The organism is Desulfosarcina cetonica JCM 12296 (genome assembly GCF_001311845.1).
Classification (GTDB): Bacteria; Desulfobacterota; Desulfobacteria; order Desulfobacterales; family Desulfosarcinaceae; genus Desulfosarcina; species Desulfosarcina cetonica.
On the sequence record NZ_BBCC01000019.1, the window covers coordinates 1 to 19,786 of the forward strand.

At 53.7% G+C, this 19,786-nt stretch carries 18 protein-coding genes and 3 pseudogenes; 9 read left to right on the forward strand and 12 right to left on the reverse strand.

Features of this window, described 5'->3' with window-relative positions:
* From JCM12296_RS06475 to JCM12296_RS06525, 12 genes and pseudogenes are all read right to left on the reverse strand, one after another.
* On the reverse strand, positions 1 to 909 hold a 909-nt coding region (locus JCM12296_RS06475), incomplete at its 3' end, for a nucleoside 2-deoxyribosyltransferase (protein ID WP_218187994.1).
* A gap of 154 nt (positions 910 to 1,063) precedes the next feature.
* Positions 1,064 to 1,333, reverse strand: coding sequence for a hypothetical protein (locus tag JCM12296_RS36025; RefSeq protein WP_083455905.1), 270 nt, complete (start codon positions 1,331 to 1,333; stop codon positions 1,064 to 1,066).
* A 29-nt stretch (positions 1,334 to 1,362) separates the two neighbouring features.
* A complete protein-coding gene (locus JCM12296_RS06480; protein ID WP_054691144.1) occupies positions 1,363 to 2,181 on the reverse strand; it encodes an alpha/beta fold hydrolase in 819 nt (272 codons plus the stop codon).
* A 134-nt stretch (positions 2,182 to 2,315) separates the two neighbouring features.
* Entirely contained in the window at positions 2,316 to 3,938 is a 1,623-nt protein-coding gene (locus JCM12296_RS06485; protein ID WP_213182769.1) for a hypothetical protein, read from the reverse strand.
* Positions 3,939 to 4,034: 96 nt separating this feature from the next.
* Complete coding sequence (locus JCM12296_RS37895; RefSeq protein WP_157067415.1) at positions 4,035 to 4,967, reverse strand: hypothetical protein; 933 nt, start codon at positions 4,965 to 4,967, stop codon at positions 4,035 to 4,037.
* 208 nt (positions 4,968 to 5,175) lie between these two features.
* Positions 5,176 to 5,433, reverse strand: coding sequence for a hypothetical protein (locus JCM12296_RS06495; protein ID WP_054691148.1), 258 nt, complete (start codon positions 5,431 to 5,433; stop codon positions 5,176 to 5,178).
* A 101-nt stretch (positions 5,434 to 5,534) separates the two neighbouring features.
* Positions 5,535 to 6,089 (reverse strand): hypothetical protein, encoded by a 555-nt coding sequence (locus JCM12296_RS06500; RefSeq protein WP_054691150.1) that lies wholly within the window; start codon positions 6,087 to 6,089, stop codon positions 5,535 to 5,537.
* Between the two features lie 580 nt (positions 6,090 to 6,669).
* Positions 6,670 to 7,383, reverse strand: a complete 714-nt coding sequence (locus JCM12296_RS06505) for a hypothetical protein (protein ID WP_054691151.1) — start codon at positions 7,381 to 7,383, stop codon at positions 6,670 to 6,672.
* 6 nt (positions 7,384 to 7,389) lie between these two features.
* Positions 7,390 to 7,578 carry a hypothetical protein gene (locus tag JCM12296_RS06510; RefSeq protein ID WP_054691153.1) on the reverse strand — a complete coding sequence of 63 codons (189 nt, stop codon included), beginning with the start codon at positions 7,576 to 7,578 and terminating at the stop codon, positions 7,390 to 7,392.
* Between the two features lie 135 nt (positions 7,579 to 7,713).
* A pseudogene (locus JCM12296_RS06515) lies at positions 7,714 to 8,960 on the reverse strand (type I glyceraldehyde-3-phosphate dehydrogenase).
* Between the two features lie 68 nt (positions 8,961 to 9,028).
* On the reverse strand, positions 9,029 to 13,204 hold the full coding sequence (locus JCM12296_RS06520) for a PEP/pyruvate-binding domain-containing protein (RefSeq protein WP_054691155.1): 4,176 nt from the start codon (positions 13,202 to 13,204) through the stop codon (positions 9,029 to 9,031).
* A 70-nt stretch (positions 13,205 to 13,274) separates the two neighbouring features.
* A complete protein-coding gene (locus tag JCM12296_RS06525; protein ID WP_172683788.1) occupies positions 13,275 to 14,069 on the reverse strand; it encodes an IclR family transcriptional regulator in 795 nt (264 codons plus the stop codon).
* 312 nt (positions 14,070 to 14,381) lie between these two features.
* On the opposite strand from JCM12296_RS06525, the gene JCM12296_RS06530 reads away from it, so the two are divergent.
* The 9 genes and pseudogenes from JCM12296_RS06530 to JCM12296_RS37900 all read left to right on the forward strand — a co-directional run bounded on the left by JCM12296_RS06530 (position 14,382) and on the right by JCM12296_RS37900 (position 19,607).
* Positions 14,382 to 15,776, forward strand: a complete 1,395-nt coding sequence (locus JCM12296_RS06530; protein WP_054691159.1) for a hypothetical protein — start codon at positions 14,382 to 14,384, stop codon at positions 15,774 to 15,776.
* The gene (locus JCM12296_RS06535) at positions 15,743 to 16,627 is read left to right on the forward strand and encodes a hypothetical protein (protein WP_054691160.1); all 885 of its coding nucleotides are present in this window, start codon (positions 15,743 to 15,745) and stop codon (positions 16,625 to 16,627) included. The genes JCM12296_RS06530 and JCM12296_RS06535 overlap by 34 nt, the downstream gene beginning before the upstream one ends.
* Before the next feature lie 176 nt (positions 16,628 to 16,803).
* On the forward strand, positions 16,804 to 17,658 hold the full coding sequence (locus tag JCM12296_RS06540; RefSeq protein ID WP_054691162.1) for an ATP-binding protein: 855 nt from the start codon (positions 16,804 to 16,806) through the stop codon (positions 17,656 to 17,658).
* Positions 17,655 to 17,876, forward strand: a pseudogene (locus JCM12296_RS47125) (nucleotide-binding protein); the annotation flags it as partial. The gene JCM12296_RS06540 and the pseudogene JCM12296_RS47125, both read left to right, overlap by 4 nt.
* A 14-nt stretch (positions 17,877 to 17,890) precedes the next feature.
* Positions 17,891 to 17,950, forward strand: a pseudogene (locus JCM12296_RS47130) (hypothetical protein); the annotation flags it as partial.
* Between the two features lie 87 nt (positions 17,951 to 18,037).
* Positions 18,038 to 18,529: a P-loop NTPase gene (locus JCM12296_RS47135; RefSeq protein WP_281491941.1), complete on the forward strand. Its 492-nt coding sequence runs from the start codon at positions 18,038 to 18,040 to the stop codon at positions 18,527 to 18,529.
* A 34-nt stretch (positions 18,530 to 18,563) separates the two neighbouring features.
* Positions 18,564 to 18,950: a NifB/NifX family molybdenum-iron cluster-binding protein gene (locus tag JCM12296_RS06550; protein ID WP_054691164.1), complete on the forward strand. Its 387-nt coding sequence runs from the start codon at positions 18,564 to 18,566 to the stop codon at positions 18,948 to 18,950.
* Between the two features lie 27 nt (positions 18,951 to 18,977).
* Positions 18,978 to 19,337 (forward strand): NifB/NifX family molybdenum-iron cluster-binding protein, encoded by a 360-nt coding sequence (locus tag JCM12296_RS06555; protein ID WP_054691165.1) that lies wholly within the window; start codon positions 18,978 to 18,980, stop codon positions 19,335 to 19,337.
* Positions 19,338 to 19,421: 84 nt separating this feature from the next.
* Complete coding sequence (locus JCM12296_RS37900) at positions 19,422 to 19,607, forward strand: hypothetical protein (protein WP_054691167.1); 186 nt, start codon at positions 19,422 to 19,424, stop codon at positions 19,605 to 19,607.
* Positions 19,608 to 19,786: the final 179 nt, after the last annotated feature.

Sequence of the window (19,786 nt, forward strand, 5' to 3'; positions counted from 1 at the left end):
GGGCTCTCTATCCCACAGCCCCAGTTGGTAATTGCTCAATGACATCATGAGGCTAAAGGGGTAATCATAGCTACCAAGTGGCGTAGTAACTCTCAGCAACAACTCTGCAATCTCCATGGAAGAAGGATTCACGCTCTGCAATGGAAAGACGCACTTCGAAAAATCATTAGGAAAAATATTCTCAAATTCTCCTTTGAAGGAAATGGTTAATTTCTCGCCATGTCTGAATTCAACGAACTCACCGCGTGCTAAGTACGTATAATATCTCCCTCTATTCGTCCGAAGTATGAGAGAGTTCGGAAGAACAAGGGATAACCTGAAGGCACCGCGTGGGACAACGCTGGTACCAGAGTTTTTGATATTAATCTCTATATCCCAATGGGGCTCGCCTTTCGCTTTCGAGACAACCTCACCCCCCTCGCTCAAGAGTTCCCCGTTAACAAAAAAGAGAAGAGATTTTATTAAGCTATCTGGCAATTGGCCTTTAGGGTTCTCAAGGCACCACCGAACACGACGTTCAAGCTCATCAACCATCTCTCTGATCTTGCCGCCGTAAATGATATGGGGATAATGCTTCAGGTCAAAAGGGATGTCTTCAGTCCTTTGTGTAAGAAGGATGACCCTCTTATTAAGGGCGTGAGCGTAGCCAGTTTCATAAAAAACATTCGGGTTCCTGCCGGTCATGTCTGCGACTATTACGTCTGCCTTTCCGATCTGGTTGTATATCCGTTCGAGTATAGACTCCTCGAAAATCTGCTCATCCACCCGTTCGCAGTATGCCCCAGCGTTTCGACATGCAGCCTTAATCCCAAGTTCGTAAACGTCATCAAACTCCGATGTAAAAGGCATCAATACAAACACAAAGGTTTTGGGTCTCGTATCTTCCATTTCTAATTTTTTTTGCCCCATTTATTTATGCCCAACGCCATGCTAAGCGGGCCGGGAATAAACACTGCTAAGTGTTCAGAACAATTAGGACTTTCAATAAATGACAATGGCCAAAATGCCGCCGCCTTTCCCGGTCCGCTTAAGCTACTGGTTGGCATTCGTCTTCATTTTAAATTCAAAATGGGATATCAAAATCCCTGTCAACATGTTTTTTTACACCATTATCTTCTATTTCATTTTCTATGTATTCCCACATCTCGTTCTGATGTAGCCAAATGGGATCAGCATTCCTACGAATGAACTCATCCACGTCCATCCCGTCAATAGTGGGAGGCCGCTTAACACGTTTTTGCTTACCATTTATAAAAATGGTCTTGTACTGCTCACGGCGTCGTTTTTTCTCTGCCTTTTCAGCGAGTGTATGTTTTCGTTTTTGTTTTGCCATGTTCAATCTCTGATTTAAATGCCAACGGTTTAATCACCGGACCAGCTTTTGGGGTCCGGTGCATTTTCTGGTTGTGCTCCATTTGTGCCTAACGAATGCTCCTTCAGCCAACTGCTCAGTACAGCGAAGAAATCATCCTTTGCGTGTTTTTCGATCTCGGGATCATGACCGCATCGAGGAAATTCGTGGTACTGCAAGTGAGGTATGTACCGCTTCAGGGTATCCCAGATCATAGATCCCGGGTGGGGATCGTCGGCACCGTGTAGCATGATTGTCGGAACCTTCACGGAAGTGAATGACTGTGGGTAGATGCCCTTTTCTTGGGATCGCAGCATGTCCTGCCAAGTTTCTTTATGGCCTTGCATGTCAAACGGTTCAGGTGCCAGGGAGGCATCGTCAATTGGCAATGGCTCATAAGTGTCTGTCATCCCATGCCACTTCATTATCTGCGCACCTATGTCCAGTTGCAGGTCAGCCTTATGCTCGGGGTGCTTGGATATGTAGTCGGCGATCTTCAGCCTTCGTTTCTGGGCGATGACCTTACGGGATTCCTTGTCAAATGTCCCGCAGCCAACAAGGGCCATGCTGTTGATCGTTTCCGAGTATTCTGCCGCGTAGGCCAAGGCCAGCATGGCACCCCACGACGAACCGACAAGGGCGGGTTTCTCGCCTTTGCAGCGCGAAAGAATTAGGTTGTGTAGATCCTGAATGTGAACCGCGACGGTCAGCGGTATTTCGCCGCTTGGGCGTTGCCACGGCTCGATCACCCGGAAATTGCGGGATAGCCCTTGTGCCAACCGCACTGCGCTACCCGTCGTACCCGGCCCTCCGTGCAGGGTGATTACCAAGGGACCATGGTCTCCATGGAAGCGAATACGACGGTTTCTATTCCAGCCTATCTTCATGTTCATCTGTCACTCTTAGGGCACAACGTTCCGCATAACCGGATGGCAATGGAGCGCAGCGTAATTGCCAGTCCGAGTTAATGCGGTTGTTGGCCTGTGATCTCTTCAAGCCAAGCCCGGTTCCAGGCAATACGATAACCCATTAATTGTTCAATAGTAGAGCCCATTATATCAGGGCTTTGTATTCTTCTAATCCTCTTTACTTGAATTGTGCAAACTAAATGAGAACCTAAGCCAAACCCTGAGAGACGTCTGCGACGATAATCTTTACAAAAAACGCTAATACGAGCGTAACCCAATGGAAGATAACGGATACTTTTGTATAGTGGTAATTTTTTACGTGCTTCCGAGAGAGCTTTTCTTACCGCTTTCCTCCGGATCTTTCGAATAATATCTTGTGTGATTGAACTCTTATGACTTTCTATATAAACACTCCCATTAAGTACAGCACCCCAAGCATTTCTATGTATATTAGCTTCTCGGATGTAAATTTCAGGATGGCCAAATTGCCTTTTTATATCTGATATTGCAATTGGCATGTTTAATTTGAAACTCAAAACAATATTTTGAATGCGGGCAATGAATCGGGGTGTTTTTATTCGGGGAACATAAAACACTAAATCGTTTTCAAGTACGCCCTTATAATCTTCAAGAATGGCATCTTGCTTATTCCTTAGATCATGGAGCTTTTTGCCATCGAATGCTGCCCACCCAGGCCAAGAGGAGGATGAACGTATGGAAAAGAAATAGCGATCATATCCCGGCGCAAAACTTTCAACAAGAACGCCTGTCTGAAATGTTGATATTTGGACCTTTCCGTAATCAGCAGTCTTCGGCCTTGCATATATTATAAGTTGGTTCAATCCCGTGAATTTAGAAGGTGTGCAACCTACAATCTCCCACCATGGGGTTCTGGTTTCCTCTTTAAGCTCTTCCAGCAACAGCTGTTGAGGCAATCGATATCCATTTGGTTGATGTACTAAAAGGAAAAGGGAAAGTGCAAGGGCCAGAGAGTTGCAAGAATCAAGAAGATCATCAAATACCCTAACGATATCTCTATCACTGTATTTTTCTTCATTCCCTTTCTTGTCGCGGTACAAAATTTCGTTTTGAAGATATGTAATACCACCATGGGCTATGGCATTTCTAACTATGTGCTTGTATGGGTTGACAACATCAGACAATATAGTTCTTTTTATCTCTTCGACGATTGGGAATAAATCTAAGCCATCTGTTCCCTTGCCACGATCAATTCGTGAAAAACAGGCAACGATACGACAAAATGGAGTAAAAACGGCTTCTGTAAGCCTAAGATAAGAAGGGTGTATTTGTTGATCAATAAACCTTATGAGTTCAAAATCATCAAGTTTATCAATAAAATCGTGCCAGTCTAAATTGTTGATCTCTTCGAGATGGAGGAATGATCGGTTCAACTCAGCATCATGATCAGTCAAATATTGCTGAAATGCACCTTGATTCTTTCGATTTCTATCCTCTAACCACCTATAAAAAATATTGTAAACAGATTGCGAATAAAAACGCTGTGGTGATCTATTAATGTATTTATGAATAGAAAGGAAGTGATCGTGTGAACAGTTTTCCAACTCAGGAAAGTGTTCCTTGATATCGCTACGTTTTCGTGCATGAGTGTTCCGTAGCAGGGGATTTTCAAGTATGTTTTTTAAAGCTTCCATATTCATTGAAGGCCAACGCCAGCTTCACGCGCGGCGGCTTTTTGCCGTCGCTGTGAAAGCAGAGGTTATCCATTTTTTTGCAACACCTGAATTCACAACTAATTATAAAAATTTATGTGAAATCAAATAAAGTATCGCATTCATCTCCTGATAAAATAGATTCCTATAAATGTCAGGATCGCTAAAAACATCATCCCACACTAAATTATGGCCAGTTGTATTTCTCAATCTTGATGTTGCAATAAATGCTGACTGAATTGAGTTCCCATCAATTCCATCCACGACTTCTTGCAGCGTGCTAGAGCCGGTTGGGATTTGTCCTGGAAAGTCAGCCTGAAATACATGAGAATTCAGAATATTTCCGAGCGAACGCCGTGGCTGTGCAGGATCGGGATATAAGTGTTTTAATAGTGATTCGAAAATTAAGCCACCTTTGAAAAGATGAATAAGAAAAGGGAGGATAGAACCCCCAATAGAACTTCTTATACGAAGCTCTGAATATCGATCAATAAATTCCAAAAGAAAAACATAGAAGCCACTAACTATTGTACGCTTTGTGACATCTTGCTCGAGGACAAGAACTCGAACAAAACTATCAACAAAGGATTGTATGTCCAAAGGCGGTCTTCCCGAAATATTGTTGAATCTATTTAGCTCCTGAACAAGGTATTGCCTGACATTTTCAATGGTTCGACTTGCCACTTGTGTATGAGGATCTTGAAGAGTGAGAAATGCTGCTCCAGGTTGATTGATCCAGTCATTAGGAAGTTTTCGTATATCTTCAGAAATAGCCGCATCAATATAAAATAGCGCTTTTTCAAAGTTACGGAGATCAAATGCTGTCCAGCTAAGGAAATAAAATGGTGTTCCTTTATGTATAGAATGATATTTTTCTGTGTCATCTTCTTCAAGTATCCTGAGCAATTCCTCGTAATCGCTGGAACGCTCATATGGTCTGTCTACCCAGTTTAGAACGTTACCAGGCCCAAAAGTACTAAAAAACCAATCCCCATCTTCCGGGCCGTTGATTTCCAAGTTTCCATAGACCTCCCTCAAATGTTGAACCAATGCTGTCGATAAAAAATACATTTGTCCTCCGCATGGATAACGGTGAAGTGAGGGGCCGGGAGATTTAAACCTGAAACCTCTACGGAACCCATTGAAAGTCTATTGACGAAATATGGTTAAAAATGCACGGCTTCTCCCGGTCCCACTCAACTGACTGGTTCGCCGCAGGCGACGGTCATAGTTTTTTACCCCACCGCAACTCAGGTTTTTCTCCCTTTTTCCAACATATGAAAAGTAAGATTCCAGTAAGAACGAAAACATAAATAATAAAAGGAATAGCCAACCAAGGAGATCGCTTTATAAGGAGCGCGCCAATAATCACAAGAACGATATAGCTCAAGAAAACAATCCATCCTTGCCAAGTAGCAAACAGGCCCCACCCGATTCCATATTTCATTGCAGGGAACCAGATATCTTTATCATTCTTACTCATAATATTTTCACCGAATAAATTGGCGAACGGTTGCTTAACGCGCGGCGGCTTTTTGCCGTCGCTGTTAAAGCAGAGGTTAGCGAAAAATCATATCTTTTAATCTAAGCTGTGGCATTTGCAGACTTTTCTATAGGCCTTTCTATCTCAAACATGTCAAGGTAATTATTTAAAGGCACACAGCAAATCAATTGGCCATCATTTCTAACACATGCGACTTGCATATAATCATCCAAAGATGTGCCTCCGCCGCCTTTAGGTGGTATTTTATATTTAAGAAGCGTTTCTACATAATCTTTAAAAATGTCCATGTTTATCCCAGACAATAGGGCATTTGAGACATCAGGGTACTTTTTGTGAGAGAAATATGTTTTTGATTCAAGCTGCAAACCATTTTCGAGTTTTCCATAAATAAAAAAGTGATGTGAATCTCTTTCCTGTAATGCATTTCGAGCTTCAGCGTAATTTAAATATTTATCAACTTCTCTGCTGATATCTGCTTCATATCGTTTAAATTCAATCAATGAAAATAAATTCTCTTTTGAATATAATGCATCTCCGATTCTTTCATGGACCCCATCCATCGGTGCAATAATCGCGTCGTAATTGAAATAATTTAACACGAACATATACTCTACTGTTTTTTCCCACCAATTCATTGTAGCCTTCTCCTCGCTAACGTGGATTAGACGACCGAACTGTCGCCTTATAAGGCGTCTCTTTAGCAGACGAAATCGTATTATTGGTCACATCAGTCCAATAATACCCCTTATTTCCGGTGTTATTGGCCTCATGAGGCCAATAACAAATTAAGATTTCGTAAAAATAGTGGAGCAACATGAACAAAAGTACATACAAATGATCGGTCAACAATACATCTAAAATGGTGCGAATGGAACGGTAGACTGTTATTACAGCTACCCTGGATTACATATTAAGTCAATTAGATATTGATCTATTTGGAGGAGTATTGACTCGCTGAGCGAGTTGGATATGGCGAAAGTGATACCTTCTGGCATGATCTTATAGCCGCAACAAATTGCCTTAGTACCCCTGTTCGTAAATACGGTGACGTACCGAGATTGTCGAGGCGCCCGGGGTGCAAGGCGCGAGAAGCGGCCAATAGCCATAGCTATTGGCGCGCCGAATAACGAAGCGAGTCGGAATGCATCGGCAATCAAATACCATCGTATTTGAAATTCTCCGGTCAAAGTGAATCGCGGTGGCACACCCGCGGCTTCACCGGCAGCCGGCAGTGCGCAGAGCCAGGCCCAAGCGAAACGCCAGCTGCTCGTATTTTTCGGCGAAGGGTTCCCATCCGGGCATTCTTTCCGGATCGCCGGATGTCACGGCCAGCAGGCGATTGAGGGCGCGCTTGAGCCGACGGCAGACCGGCAGCCGGTTACCGGCGTCGAGGGTTTCCAGGAAGGGGGTCGCTTCCTGAAGGCGCAGGCTGGCAAGGTAGTAGATCGCCGCCACGCTCTCGGGGGCCAGTCGGTAAAGTTCCTCGGCGGCGTCTTCGAATTGCTTCAGGGTATGCGCATCTGGCTGCAGGGTGTGGAGCCGCTCCAGGGCTTCGCAGAGCCGTTCCTGGTAGGTCCGTTGATCCTTGGTATCCTTGGTATCGCGCCACGCCGGATGCAGGTCCATTCCGATCTGGAGCTGCTCGGCGGCGCAGGTCAGGTGGTCCAGGGGATGGGGGCCGGTGGCCGCAAGTTGCAGGCAAGCCGTGCCCTTGAGCAGATGAAGCCGTGCGCAGCCGGTCGTGTCGGTTTCGCAGGTCACCGATTGGCGGGCTACCCAGGCGGCGTCACCATCGGCCAGGTGTTGTTCGAATGGAGAAATTTGGAAAAGGGAACAACCGGCCCCGACAGCGATCAACAGGGGGCCGGCGAAGCGAGCCGCCCATCGCCATGGGGACCGATGTGGCAGGGTCTGCCGACGGCGCCGCATGGCTCCTCAAAGACGCGGCTTGCGGCGCCGTTCACGATGGATGGAGAGCAGCTTTTCGCTGATGGCATCGAAAATGAACTCGCTGGGTTGAATGCCCTTGGACCGGCAATAATCCTCGACGCGTGCGTACAGGGCCTTGGGAATTTCCGCGCAGATGCATGCATTTTCGGTTGGGTCGGGGATGTCGCTGTTCATTGTCTCTTCTCAAGATTCCGGTATAGTTTTTAAGATAATGTTTTTGGCAAGGCCAGAGGGAGGAAACTGTATAAAACATACCGTGACGACCGATAACGCAGCCCAAAAACATTATCTTGAATATTATAGTTGGGGTTACATGTTCTCGGCGATGGAGACGATCCGGTCGCCGAGCATGTTGACGTAGCTGCCCATTTCGTTGTCGTACCAGCCGTAGATCACGGCCTGGGTCACCGGCGCGCGCACCACCGTGTCCGGCAGGCTCTTCAGGATATCCTTGGAGAAACCGGGAATATTGGCCAGGTCAAGACTGAGATCGGCCGTGCGCGTGTGGGTTTCGTTGCCTTCGATCACCGCCGCCGCCTTGGGCGCGCCGAGGATATCGCCGGAGACGTTCTGTTTTTCGGTGAACTGCAGGTAGCGGTTGGGGTCGAGCTGCGCCGCCTGTTCATAGACGCTGTTGATCACGCCCCGGCGGATCGGTTCCTCGGACGGACTTTCCTGGATGCTGAGAACCAGGATGATCAGCGAGCCGGAACTGACCGGCACCCGCACCGACTCGGCGATGAAGCCGATGTTCTCCATTTCGGGGATCACCAGCGCAGGGCCTTGGCCGCCCCCGTGGAGGTGAGAATGATGTTGTTGAGAATCGAGCGGTTTTTTCTTAAATCGGTTTTTCCGGCCTTGGGCAGCCGGTCGAGCACCTGCTGGGAACCGGTGGCGGCGTGCACCGTGGCCATGGAGGCCGAGAGGATGCGTTTGGCCCCAAAGGCGTTGAGCAACGGCTTCATCATGTGGGCCAGGCAGGTGGTGGTGCATGAGGCGTTGGAAATGATGCGGTGACGCTTGGGATCGTAATCATTGGCGTTGACCCCCATGACCGTGGTGATCGTATCCTCGGGCATGGGCGCGCCCTCATGCTTCGTTTTGAAGGGGGCGGAAACCACCACTTTTTCGGCGCCGGCTTCCAGGTGGCCGCGCACGGAGCCCTTGGGCGTGTCGACGGGTAGGGTGGGGTCCAGGAATTGGCCGGTGGTGTCCACCACCAGGCGCACGTCATGGGCTTTCCAGTCGATATCCTGGGGCGTGCGGGCCTCGCGCAGAAATCGTACCGTCACCCCGTCGACCACCATGCTGCCGGCGGCTTCGTCGATGTCGTGAATCGCCGGTTCGGCCCGGTAGCCGTGCAGGAAGGTGTGCAGTGCGCCGTAGGTCGAATCGCGTTCCAGGTAGTGGGCAACGTCCTTCATTCCGGTTCCGGCCTGACGACCGATATTGACCACGATTTCGTTGAAATAGCGCCGACCGACATGGTTCCAGACAGTCAGTTTGCCGATACGGCCCAAACCGTTGACGCCAATTTTCATTTTACCTTCGTTCATGGTGTCTATCTCCGCAGCCTGTCGGAACCGGTGCCGGCAGGGGTCGTTGAAGGTCCATTTTGTCGAGATCAGGCTTCCCTTATTTTTATGTTCCCTTGATAAACCGAACCCTCCCGACCGTCAATGCTAATGTGGTCGCCGGAGCGGATCACCACCTTGTCGAATCGGGCGGTTTTCTCTTTCTCGTTGCACACCAGGCTGCCGCATCCGACCACGCAGGTCTTGCCCAGGCGGTGGGCGACCACCGACGCGTGGGAGGTGAGCCCACCGCGGGCGGTGAGCAGGCCGTCGGCGGCATGAATCTCCTTGATGTCGTCGGGTACCGTGTCACCGCGGATCAGAATCAGGGCCGTCCCCGGTTCGGTTTCGCGCCAGCGGTCGATCTCGCTTACGGAGAAGACCGCCCGCCCGCTCATGGCACCGCCGGCCACCCCGATACCATGCCCCAGGTAGCGTTCGGCATCGATGTTGGGATCGAAGGCCAAGACGGTTTTACGTTCGCGAATGGCCATGTCGCGGGTCTGCAAGAGGTAGATATTGTCGCTGGCAGGACCCTCGAAGGTGAACTCCATCTCCTGGGGGCTCCAGCCTTTCTTGTAGATCAACGTGGCGGCCCATTTGCGGATTGCCGCGTAGATGGCCGGAAAGTGCGTTTCCAGGGTGATGTCGGTGTCGCGCATCTCGATTTCCTGCTGCTTGACCGATATGGGCAGGGTACGCACCAGCCCGGCAACCACGTCCTCGCCCTGGTTTTCCAGGGTGAAATCACCCCACGGACTCAGGGTGTCGCCGGACCAGCGAGGGTTGTGGGTAAAAAAGACCCCCGAGCCGGCCTGGTGCGAGATGTTGCCAAAAACCATTTCCTGGACGGTGACGGCGGTGCCCCAATCATCGGAGATGCCCATGATTTTGCGGTAGGTCTGGGCGCGATGGGACTCCCAGGAGGCGAAAACCGCGTTGATGGTCATGAAGAGCTGATCCAGGGGATCCTCGGGGACCTCCGCGCCTTCGTCCTGAATGCGTTGCTTGTAGGCCAGGGCGACCATCTTCATCTGCTCCCCGGTGAATCCCTTTTTCAGGGGGATGCCCAGCTTGGTCTTGAATTCGGCGATGATGGCGTCGAAATCGTCCCGCTCCAGGCCAACGGCCATGCCGTAGCACTGCAGGAAGCGACGGTAGTTGTCCCAGGCGAACCAGGGGTTGTCCATGCGCTGGGCCAGTCCGGCGGCGATCTCCTCGTTGATGCCCACGTCCAGGAAGGTCTCCATCATGCCGGGCTGGGAAATGGAGGCCCCGCTACGCACCGAGAAGAGCAGGGGGTTGGACGGGTCGCCGAAACGTTTGCCGGTGATTTTCTGCATGTGGGCCACATGGCGGCCGATCTGCTGACGGAAGTTTTTGGTCACCGGCGCGAAGCCGTCGATCAGCTCCCGGCAGCGGAAGGCCTCGGTGGTGATGATGAATCCCGGCGGCACCGGCAGGCCCAGGTTTTTCAGTTTGAGCAGGTTGAGTCCCTTGTTGCCCATGTAGATGATGCCCACGGCCTTGTTGTTGACTTCGTCCAGGGCGGTGATGACCCGCTGGGGGTCGAAATTGAGCAGCCGGTGAAGCTTGTCCTTGGGTAGCATGTTGGACTGATGGAAAAGGGTGTTGAGGATACGGGTGAGGAAAAGGTCCAGTTGCTGGAGCCCCAGGGAGGTGGCGATGCGGTCGCGGAAAAAGATCTCCGAGATGCGGTGCTTGAGTTTTTCGCCGTCCACGCCCGATTCCCGTGACAGGTACTTCTCGAGAATGCGGTCCATGGGCATCTGGCCGAGGATGCGCGTGAGATTCTGACCATGGATGTTGTTGAAATAATCGTTGATGATATTCTTAACGGCCACGGCAAAGCCCTTGAAGATGTCCAGGTACTGGGTGAAGGTGAAGCCGCGGACCTCCAGGGCATGGGCCAACAGATCGAGCTGACGTTCCAGTTCCACCGAAGAGATGCCGTCCAGGCGCAGGGCCTTGTCGAACAGGGTGAGCCGTTCGTAGATGTCGTTGAAGGTGGCCCGGGTGATCAAGCCGAGGTTGATCTGGTCGACCAGCTCCTCGAAAAGCACGTTGATCAGGGATTCGATGCGGAAGGTCAGCCCCAGGGCATCGAATTTGCGCTCGTGGTAACTGCCGTACATGGACGGGATGTCGATGGTGATGTGCCGTTTCTTGTAGATGTCGGCCCGGATTTCGAAGGTCTCCTCCGAGAGGATCGCCTCCTTGAGGCGATCGAGGTAATCCATCAGGGCGAACAGCCGCGTCTTGAGATCCGGCTGGTCCAGGGCGGCCTGGAGCAGGTGCAGTTCGGGAAAGGATTCCCGATCCAGTTGATCGATATACTGGCGCAGGGATTTATGGTCCAGATGGTACTTGTGGTAGAGCAGTTTGTAGAAGCTGCTGATCAGGACCACCCGTTCGATGTCGATGGGATCGGCATCCGGCGTGCCGGCGAGCATCCCGCGGATGCGCTCCTCATCCTCATCGAGCAGCTCGGCGGGCAGGGCCAGACCCTTTTCCATGAGCAAGCCGACCAGCCGGTGGACCCCATCGATGTAGCGCCCGGAGACGTCGATCTGGGAATAGATGTTGGGCGGCACAAAGGGTTGCAGCGGCTCCTTGTCGCGGGTTTGCCAGAAGTGCAGCACGGCTTCCATGAAACGGATGATGCGGTTGGAGCTTTCCACATGGCTCTGCTTGCGCAGGAAATGAATCAGAACGTCCCGCCGGTGGGTGACTTCGTCCAGCCGGGTGGAAATGTCGCGTAGATGCCCCTCGGCCCCGATGTCGTTGAAATAGGCGGGGAAGAGGCGCGCCAGCTGCTTGGTCAGGTTGAAGACCGGGCCGATGCGGCTGTTGAGCAGGCGGGTGATGTCCCGGGGGAACAGGTCCGTGTCCTTGATGAAAATACCGGTCAGGGCGATTTCGATGATCAGGCTGGAGAGCAGTCGTGACGACCAGATGGGCTTGCATTCGATCAATTCCAACCAGGTGCGGACATTCTGCAGATGGGCGGGGTTGACCTGAATCTGCCAGTCGTTGCCCACCCCGCCCAGCATGGGCGTCTGAAAGCCCAGGTCGACCATCTGGTCGATGAAGAAATTCACCAGGTCGATCTCGTCGGTCTGGTAGACGGCCTGGCCCATGTTGAGCACGCAGGTCAGGGTGGTGGTGGGAAACTGTTCGGCCTGGGTCTTGAGAATATTGAAGGTCTTCTCGATCAGCTCGCCGATATTTCGGTAGTTCTCGTTCTCGATCAACCAACCCACGGTGCGGTTGATGTCCCGCAAGGCCTCCTCGTGGATTTGGTTCAGGCCGGAAATGCCCATGATGTGGAAAAGAAAGATCACCTTCCATCCATTGCCCTGGTTCTTGTTGGCCCCGGCTTCCAGCAGGATCTGCGGCATGCGGCGGTAGTGTTCGACAATGGCGCTGAAATCGGTCAGGGTCAGCAGCTGTTCGAAGGTGGCGTGCCCATCGGTGTCGGCCTGGCCCACGATTTCCGCCAGCCGGTGCTGAAGGTCGTGCAGGACGGAATGGGAGATGGCCCCGAAGCACGCTTTGACAGGGTCGCTGTCCGACAGCTCGCCGGCGGCCGTGCAAAAGCTTTCCCAGGGATCCTTCAGCGTGCCCCAGAAGGTGTAGGTGGCCTGGTACATGCGGGTCATCAGACGATTGAAAACCGCATATTCCGTGATCATGCCGTTGGCGCGCTCGCCGAGCAATTGGATGATGCGTTTCAGTGGATAGAAACTCTTGACAAAAAGAAAGAAACGGTCGTCCGGATAGGCATGGATCCGTTCGAAGGCCGCTTGGAGGACCGGTAGGAAATCGGCCAGCCGATCCCGCGAATTGCCGATGATTTCCTGGAGGTAGCGTAAAAGGTTATCCACCGCTTCCACCCGAACGCTCTCAGGACTCTCCGCATCGATGGCTTCGGCAAAAATGTCGATCATGACCCCTGTGGCTTCCACGCCCCGTGCATGGGATTGAAACAGATGAAAATAGTCCAGGGCGTAGGTGCGCGCCTCATCCACGATGAACTGCCAGTTGCGATAGGGATGGCTGAGTTCGCGCAGGAAGGCGTTTACGCCCTCCATCAGACCGTAGTAGCGGGCCATGACCGCCTGAATGCATTCATAGCGTGCATCGATGGTGACATTGACATGGGTGCTGGCCAGGTTGACTTCAAGGGCTTTGGACTTGATCATGGTTTTCACGCTTCAAAAAAGATAAGGTGCGCGGGTTGTCTGATTTTAACTGGGATTTTCGACGCCTTCATCAACTGGCATGGTGGCCCAATTCGATGGAAATACTTTCCGCTGCCTTGAGCACCAATGCCAATGTGCGTTTGACCTGTTCCTCGTCGGTATAGTCGGGGAAGGGCAGCGCCACGCCGATGGCGGCGATGACCTTGCCGGAGACATCCCGAATCGGGGCGGCCACACCTTTGATCCCCGGGTGGGCTTCGCCGGTTTCGGCGGCATATCCCTTTTCCCGGATATCGGCCAGACGGCGGTAAAAGGTTTCCGGGTCGGTGATGCTTTGCGGGGTGAACGCTTGCAGGGGATCGCGGGCCAGCAGCTCCTGAACCTTGACCAGGGGCATGTCGGCCATCAGCACCTGACCAAGCATACCGAAGTGCAGTGGCCGCTGCTCGCCGATGGACGAAGAGATTTTGATCCAGCCGGTCCCCTCGCGCTTGTCCACATACACCAGGCGACCCTCCAGACATTGGCCCAAAAGCACGTTCAGGCCGGTCTTGTCCCTCAGCCATTCGATGTGGTGGATGGCTGCCTTGCGCACGGAAAAACCGGCGTGGACCACGGCGCCCAATTCAAAAAGGCGCAAGCCGAGTTCATATTGCTTGTTGTGCGGGTCCTGCCGCAGATAACCGCGGTCGGTCAGATTGGCCAGCAGCCGTTTGGCCGTGGTTTTTTTCAAACCGGTCTGGGCGACCACCTCGGACAGGTTCAACCTGCGCTGGTGAAAGGAGAACAGATCGATAATATCCAAGGCCCGATCCAAGGCCTGGACACGATAGATGGAGCCATGGTTGTGTTTTTTTTGTTCCATATAATGAACCTTGCTTTCCGCAGAATTAAGGGACACGCGACGGGCTGTCAAGAGATAACTTGTCGGAACCATGGGCGGCAGCACCGTTGCCGCAGGCCCATGCGCCGGCATGGGATACCTTGCCCGAGAGCCCGTTTTCGATTTTCGTTTGCGCTAAACTGTGCTATCTATCGAAAATAATCTGGAATCAATGAGGTCGGCTGATTTTTCAACCCGTCTTGCCAACCGGTCGCAACCGGACCGGACGCCAACCCATGATGGCCGCGTAAAAAGTCGCATTTCCGACGGTGCTTCACGTATTGGGTCGCTGTTATGAATGATAAAGAAATTTACCTTGATGATGCCGCTCAGCAGCTTTTCGCCCAGTTGGAGGGGCTTGAAACGCACCAGAAAGGGCGCTCCGCTAGTGAGTTGATGGCCGACAGCCTGGCTGCCGAACAAAAACAGCAGGACGTCTGGCGAATCCTGTTGTGTGAGATCGTTCAGGACATTGCGGCCTACCTGCAGCGTGTGAACCGGGATGGCAATCCTTTTGAGGAACGCCAGGTCTTCGATCGGCTGGCCGAAAGCCTGGGCAAGGTCGCCCAGTTTACCGGGCCCGCCGGACGCATCCTGATCCGCTACCGGGGGCTTTCCAGCGATGGCGATATCCCCGAACGGCTGGATTACGAAATCCTTCTCGGCAACATGCTTGTTGATCTCGACCTGGTGCCGGCAATGGTCAAGCGTCATGGCAGTTTGCTGATCAACCTGATGCGCCAGCTGCTGGAGGCTTATGGCGTTTTCGCAAGTTGCGGCATCAACAACCTGTACCTGCACTTGCCCAAGGGGGATCCCGAATCCCTGAAACGCCTGCGCCTGAGCCTGCACCTGCTTGCGGGGCTCTACCATGCCGAGACCCATCAGACGGAATTGACCCTGGGGACGGGGAAAACACAGGTGGTGCCCATCGTGGCCGACGAAAAGGGCAAAACCAGTGTCAACCTGACCCTGGTGGCGGGCGTCAATCGCCTGAATGCCAATACCATGCGCGGCCTTGTGACCAAGGTCGATGCCTGGATCCAGAAAAAGGAACAGACTGACGAGGGCTGCCGATTCACCAGTGTCTACAACGCGATTTTCGGTCTTCCCAAGATCAGCGCCCAGCTGATTCCCCCCCCCTTGGAGATCAACAACCTGGATTGGCTGATGCGCGAGGAGAGTGAAACGGATTTCTCACGGGAAAAGGCCAAGGTTGCCCGGATCATCGCCAGCGTGGAGGGCAATCCCGAAAAAGTGGCCAAGGTCATCAAAAGCGTTTACGGGGACGATTACCCGAAAATCAACGCCCGTCATCTGGCGGAACGGCTGGGGCTTTCATCCCACCTGCTCCAGGCCATCGACGCCAAACCCAAAAGCGAGGATGCCCGGCAGGAGGTCCTCACCAATTTACAAAAACGGCTGGACACGGTACGCGACGACGTCTTTGACAACCTTTACGTCACGCGTTCGGCCGATGGCGGGACTGAATCCACCGGGGCCCTGGTGGGGGCGGTGCATCGCCAGCTGTTCAAAATGGTCTCTTTTTTCCAGGGGCGCTCCACGACCCGTAAAAAATTGATGGCATGGTGCATGCGGCCACCCATTTCGAAACATCCGATTTCGAGATCCTGGCCAAGGATTTCGGTATCTCCATGGAAGAAGCGCACCAGCTGGTCGAGGCCCTGAAGAAATGCTTCGACGACAAGGGCCATTTCATCAAGTCGGCGTTTGTCGAGGGGCTGCAGCACTTTGCACGCTACGAAAAGAAAATTTTCGAATTTCTCTGGCGCCACCTCAAGGATGTGATTTCCGCCGAGGATCGTACCGCCTTTCTCAATTCATTGCAGCTGCTGACCGCCCGGATGCGCCAGCCCAAACGGGCCTTCAAAATTCTGCTCGAGGATTTCCTCAAGGATCCGAAGGACCTGCAGTATTCGGATGCCAAGGCGCTGATGCTGGCCAACCTGATCCTCCACGAATATGACAAATCCCTGGCCGAGATGGAGATCACCCCCGAGGACATTCTGTTCAGCCAGCGCGGCCTGGATCAGGAGGTGGCCCACTATGCCGCCTGGCGGCTGGATCGGGATCAGGAAGTTTTTTTTAACAAGGTGCGCACGGTTCACCACGGCTTGTGCGAGGCCCTGGATCTCGGCATGACCCGCAAACAGCGGATTCCGGTCAAGGATCTGACGGGCCTGGAACGTGAGCTGTATATCTTTCTGGCCATGATCGAGACCACCGTGGGACGCTCGGTCTTGCGCAGTGCGGTCAACGAGTATGGCAGCCCGGAGTCGGACATCTATTTCTACAAGGAGAGCGACCGCTGCATGTCCCAGCTGATGCAGAACCTGCGCATCGCCATCCGCGGGTTGGCCAATATCGGCAAGATGGAGTGCATCCCCTCCCTGGAGGCGGTCAAGACGCGCGAGGAGGTGTTCCAACGTCTCAAGAAAACCAAGGCCCACCGGGATCAGTCGCGCATGATTTCCGAATGGGTCGACGAAGCGGTAAAGCTCATCAAATTTCGCGCTTGAGCACAGGTTCATCCCACCCCATTCAGCCAAAATCAAATCCGTCGATTTTTTGAATGATCGTCAAAAAAAGGCTTGACCAATTTTGAGCTTATGCTTATTTTCCAGCTACGCCGAAGGATCGGCGGTTTGCTTGACACCCATCCCGGCACGTTGCCGGCGCGAGGAGATAACAGCGCATGATTATCAGCATTGCCAGCGGAAAAGGCGGAACCGGAAAGACCACCGTCGCCACCAATCTGGCGGTTTGCGTGGACGGCCCGGTCCAACTGCTGGACTGTGACGTGGAAGAACCCAATGCCCATCTGTTTCTGCAACCGACCATCGACGCGAGCCGCACCATTACCACGCCCGTACCCGAAATCGACCTGGAAAAATGCGACGGCTGCCGGAAATGCATGCAGATTTGCCGCTTCAGAGCCATTACCGTGATCGGTGAGATGGTCCTGACCTTTCCCGAGTTGTGCCACAGCTGCGGCGGATGCATGGCTGTCTGCCCCCAGGACGCCATCCGCGAGACGGGGCGCGAACTGGGGGTCCTCGAATCGGGTCATCGCAACGGCGTGGCCTTCGTGCACGGCCGCATTCGGGTCGGCGAGGCCATGGCGCCGCCACTGATCCGTGCCGTGCGGGCGGCGCGTGAAAAAGACAAGCTCGTGCTCATCGACGCACCCCCCGGCACCTCTTGCCCGGTGATCGCCGCCATGAAGGATACCGATTTCGTTCTTCTGGTCACCGAGCCGACCCCTTTTGGCCTCCATGATCTTCAATTGGCCGTGGGGGCGGTGAAACTGCTCAAGATTCCCATGGGACTGGTGATCAACCGGTCCGATCTGGGGGACGACCGGGTCCGGACCTACGCCCAGGAACAGGGGCTGCCGATTCTCATGGAAATCCCGTATGACCGACAGATCGCCGAATGCTATTCGCGCGGTGAATTGTTTGCCCAGGTTCTTCCCCAATGGAAGGCCCGCTTCCGTGAACTGTTCAACCACATTCAAACACTGACCGGAAAGGGGGCCGTTGAGCAATGAAGGAACTGGTTATCCTGAGTGGAAAAGGCGGCACCGGCAAGACCAGCCTGACGGCATCCTTTGCCGCCCTGGCCGGGGGGTGCCTCATGTGCGATGCCGATGTGGATGCGGCGGACCTGCATCTACTCATGCAGCCGCAGATTCGGCAGACCACCGACTTCCAGGGGGGCGGCGTGGCGGTGATCGACCCGTCCCGCTGCACGGCCTGCGGAACGTGTGTCGATCTTTGCCGATGGTCGGCCATCAGCCGGATTTCGTGGTCGACGAGATCGCCTGCGAGGGCTGCGGGGTATGTGTCGATTTCTGTCCGGCGGCGGCCATCGATTTTCCCACCAAGACCTGCGGGCAGTGGTTTATTTCCGACACCCGCTTCGGACCCATGGTTCACGCCCGTCTGGGCATCGCCGAGGAAAATTCAGGCAAACTGGTGACCCTGGTGCGCAAGGAGGCCCGCCAGCTGGCCGAGGCACGCGGCATCGATCTGATCATCACCGATGGCCCGCCAGGGGTGGGATGCCCGGTGATCGCCTCGGTGGGTGGCGCCACCAGTGTGTTGATCGTCGCCGAGCCAACGGTATCGGGGATTCACGATATGGCCCGGGCCATCGAGCTGTGCCGGCATTTCAAGGTGCCGGTGATGGTCTGTATCAACAAATACGACCTCAACCCGCAAAACAGCGCGAAGATCGAAACGATGGCCCGCGAGGGCGAACTGCCCGTGGTGGGCCGGGTTCCCTTTGATCCGGCGTTCACGCGGGCCATGGTCCAGGGGCGCACCCTGGTGGAGTTCGATGCCAAGGGAGACGCCGCCAAGCAGCTGAAAACGATTTGGCAAGCTATTCTGCAGGTACCGGCCATGACGGCCGCTTAATCGACAACCGATTTGAAAAGGAGCACCACACGTTATGCAAAACGGAAGAATTGCCGTCCCTTCGATGGACCTGGGGGGACTTGACGGAATGCGGGCCGGCCATTTTGGCCATTGCGACACGTTTACCCTGATCGATGTGAAGGACGGCGCCATCGAGAAAGTTTCCACGATCGCCAACGAGACCCATGTGCAGGGAGGTTGCATGGTGCCGGTGAATCTTTTGGCATCGAATAACGTCAATGCCCTGATCGTCGGCGGCATCGGCATGCGGCCGTTGATGGGCTTTCGCCAGGTGGGCATCGATGTCTACCATGACGACCAGCGTCCGCAGATCCGTCCGGTGGTGGAAGATCTGATCGCCGGTAAATTGGCCATGATTGCCAACGACCAGGTTTGCGGTGGGGGCGGTGGCGCCCACTGATTAATGACCGACAGGAAAGGAGTGCCCATGAAGATCGCCGTAACATCCACCGGAACGGATCTGGATGCACCGGTGGATCCCCGTTTCGGACGGGCGGCCTATATTCTGATTGTCGACAGCGATACCCTCGCTGTCGATGTGTTGGACAACGCGGCGAATGTCAATGCCTTCAAAGGGGCTGGCATTCAGGCGGCCACCATGGTCAGCGACAAACACGCCGATATGCTGCTAACTGGATACTGCGGTCCCAACGCTTTCAAAGTACTGGAAGCGGCCCACATCCGCGTGGCCAGTGATGTTCAGGGGACGGTCCGCGAGGCCGTTGCTGCAGCGGCGGCCGACCAGTTGACCTTTCTTTCCGCCCCCAATGCCGAAGGGCACTGGTAGGCGGGCGATTTTCCATAAACCATCGGCAGCATCCGCCGTTCATACGGAATCGGCGGCTGCTGCCCATGCAAAGGAGGCGATCCCATGCCGAATAGAGACGGAACCGGTCCCTGCGGTAACCGGCCGGGTAAAGGCCAGGGCGGCTGCGGGGCCGGCAAGGGATCCAAAGGCGGCGGCCGTGGCGACGGAAAAGGCTGCGGCGGTGGCCAGGGACAAGGCGCCGGCGGAACGGGCAGAGACAGTTCCGATGGCCAGTCAGGAAAGACCTGAACGCGGCTGAAACCAATTTCTTGTGGATATCGGAAAACCCGGCGGTCGGCCACCCCTGATCGGACCGCACCTCCCTTCATCCCTGCCGTGCCGGCGTTTTCCCATATCCCTGCCACGCGTCGGGTCGACTTCGTGTTTGCCATTTTCGACGGCCTGCCAGCCGAAAAGCCGACCCGGCG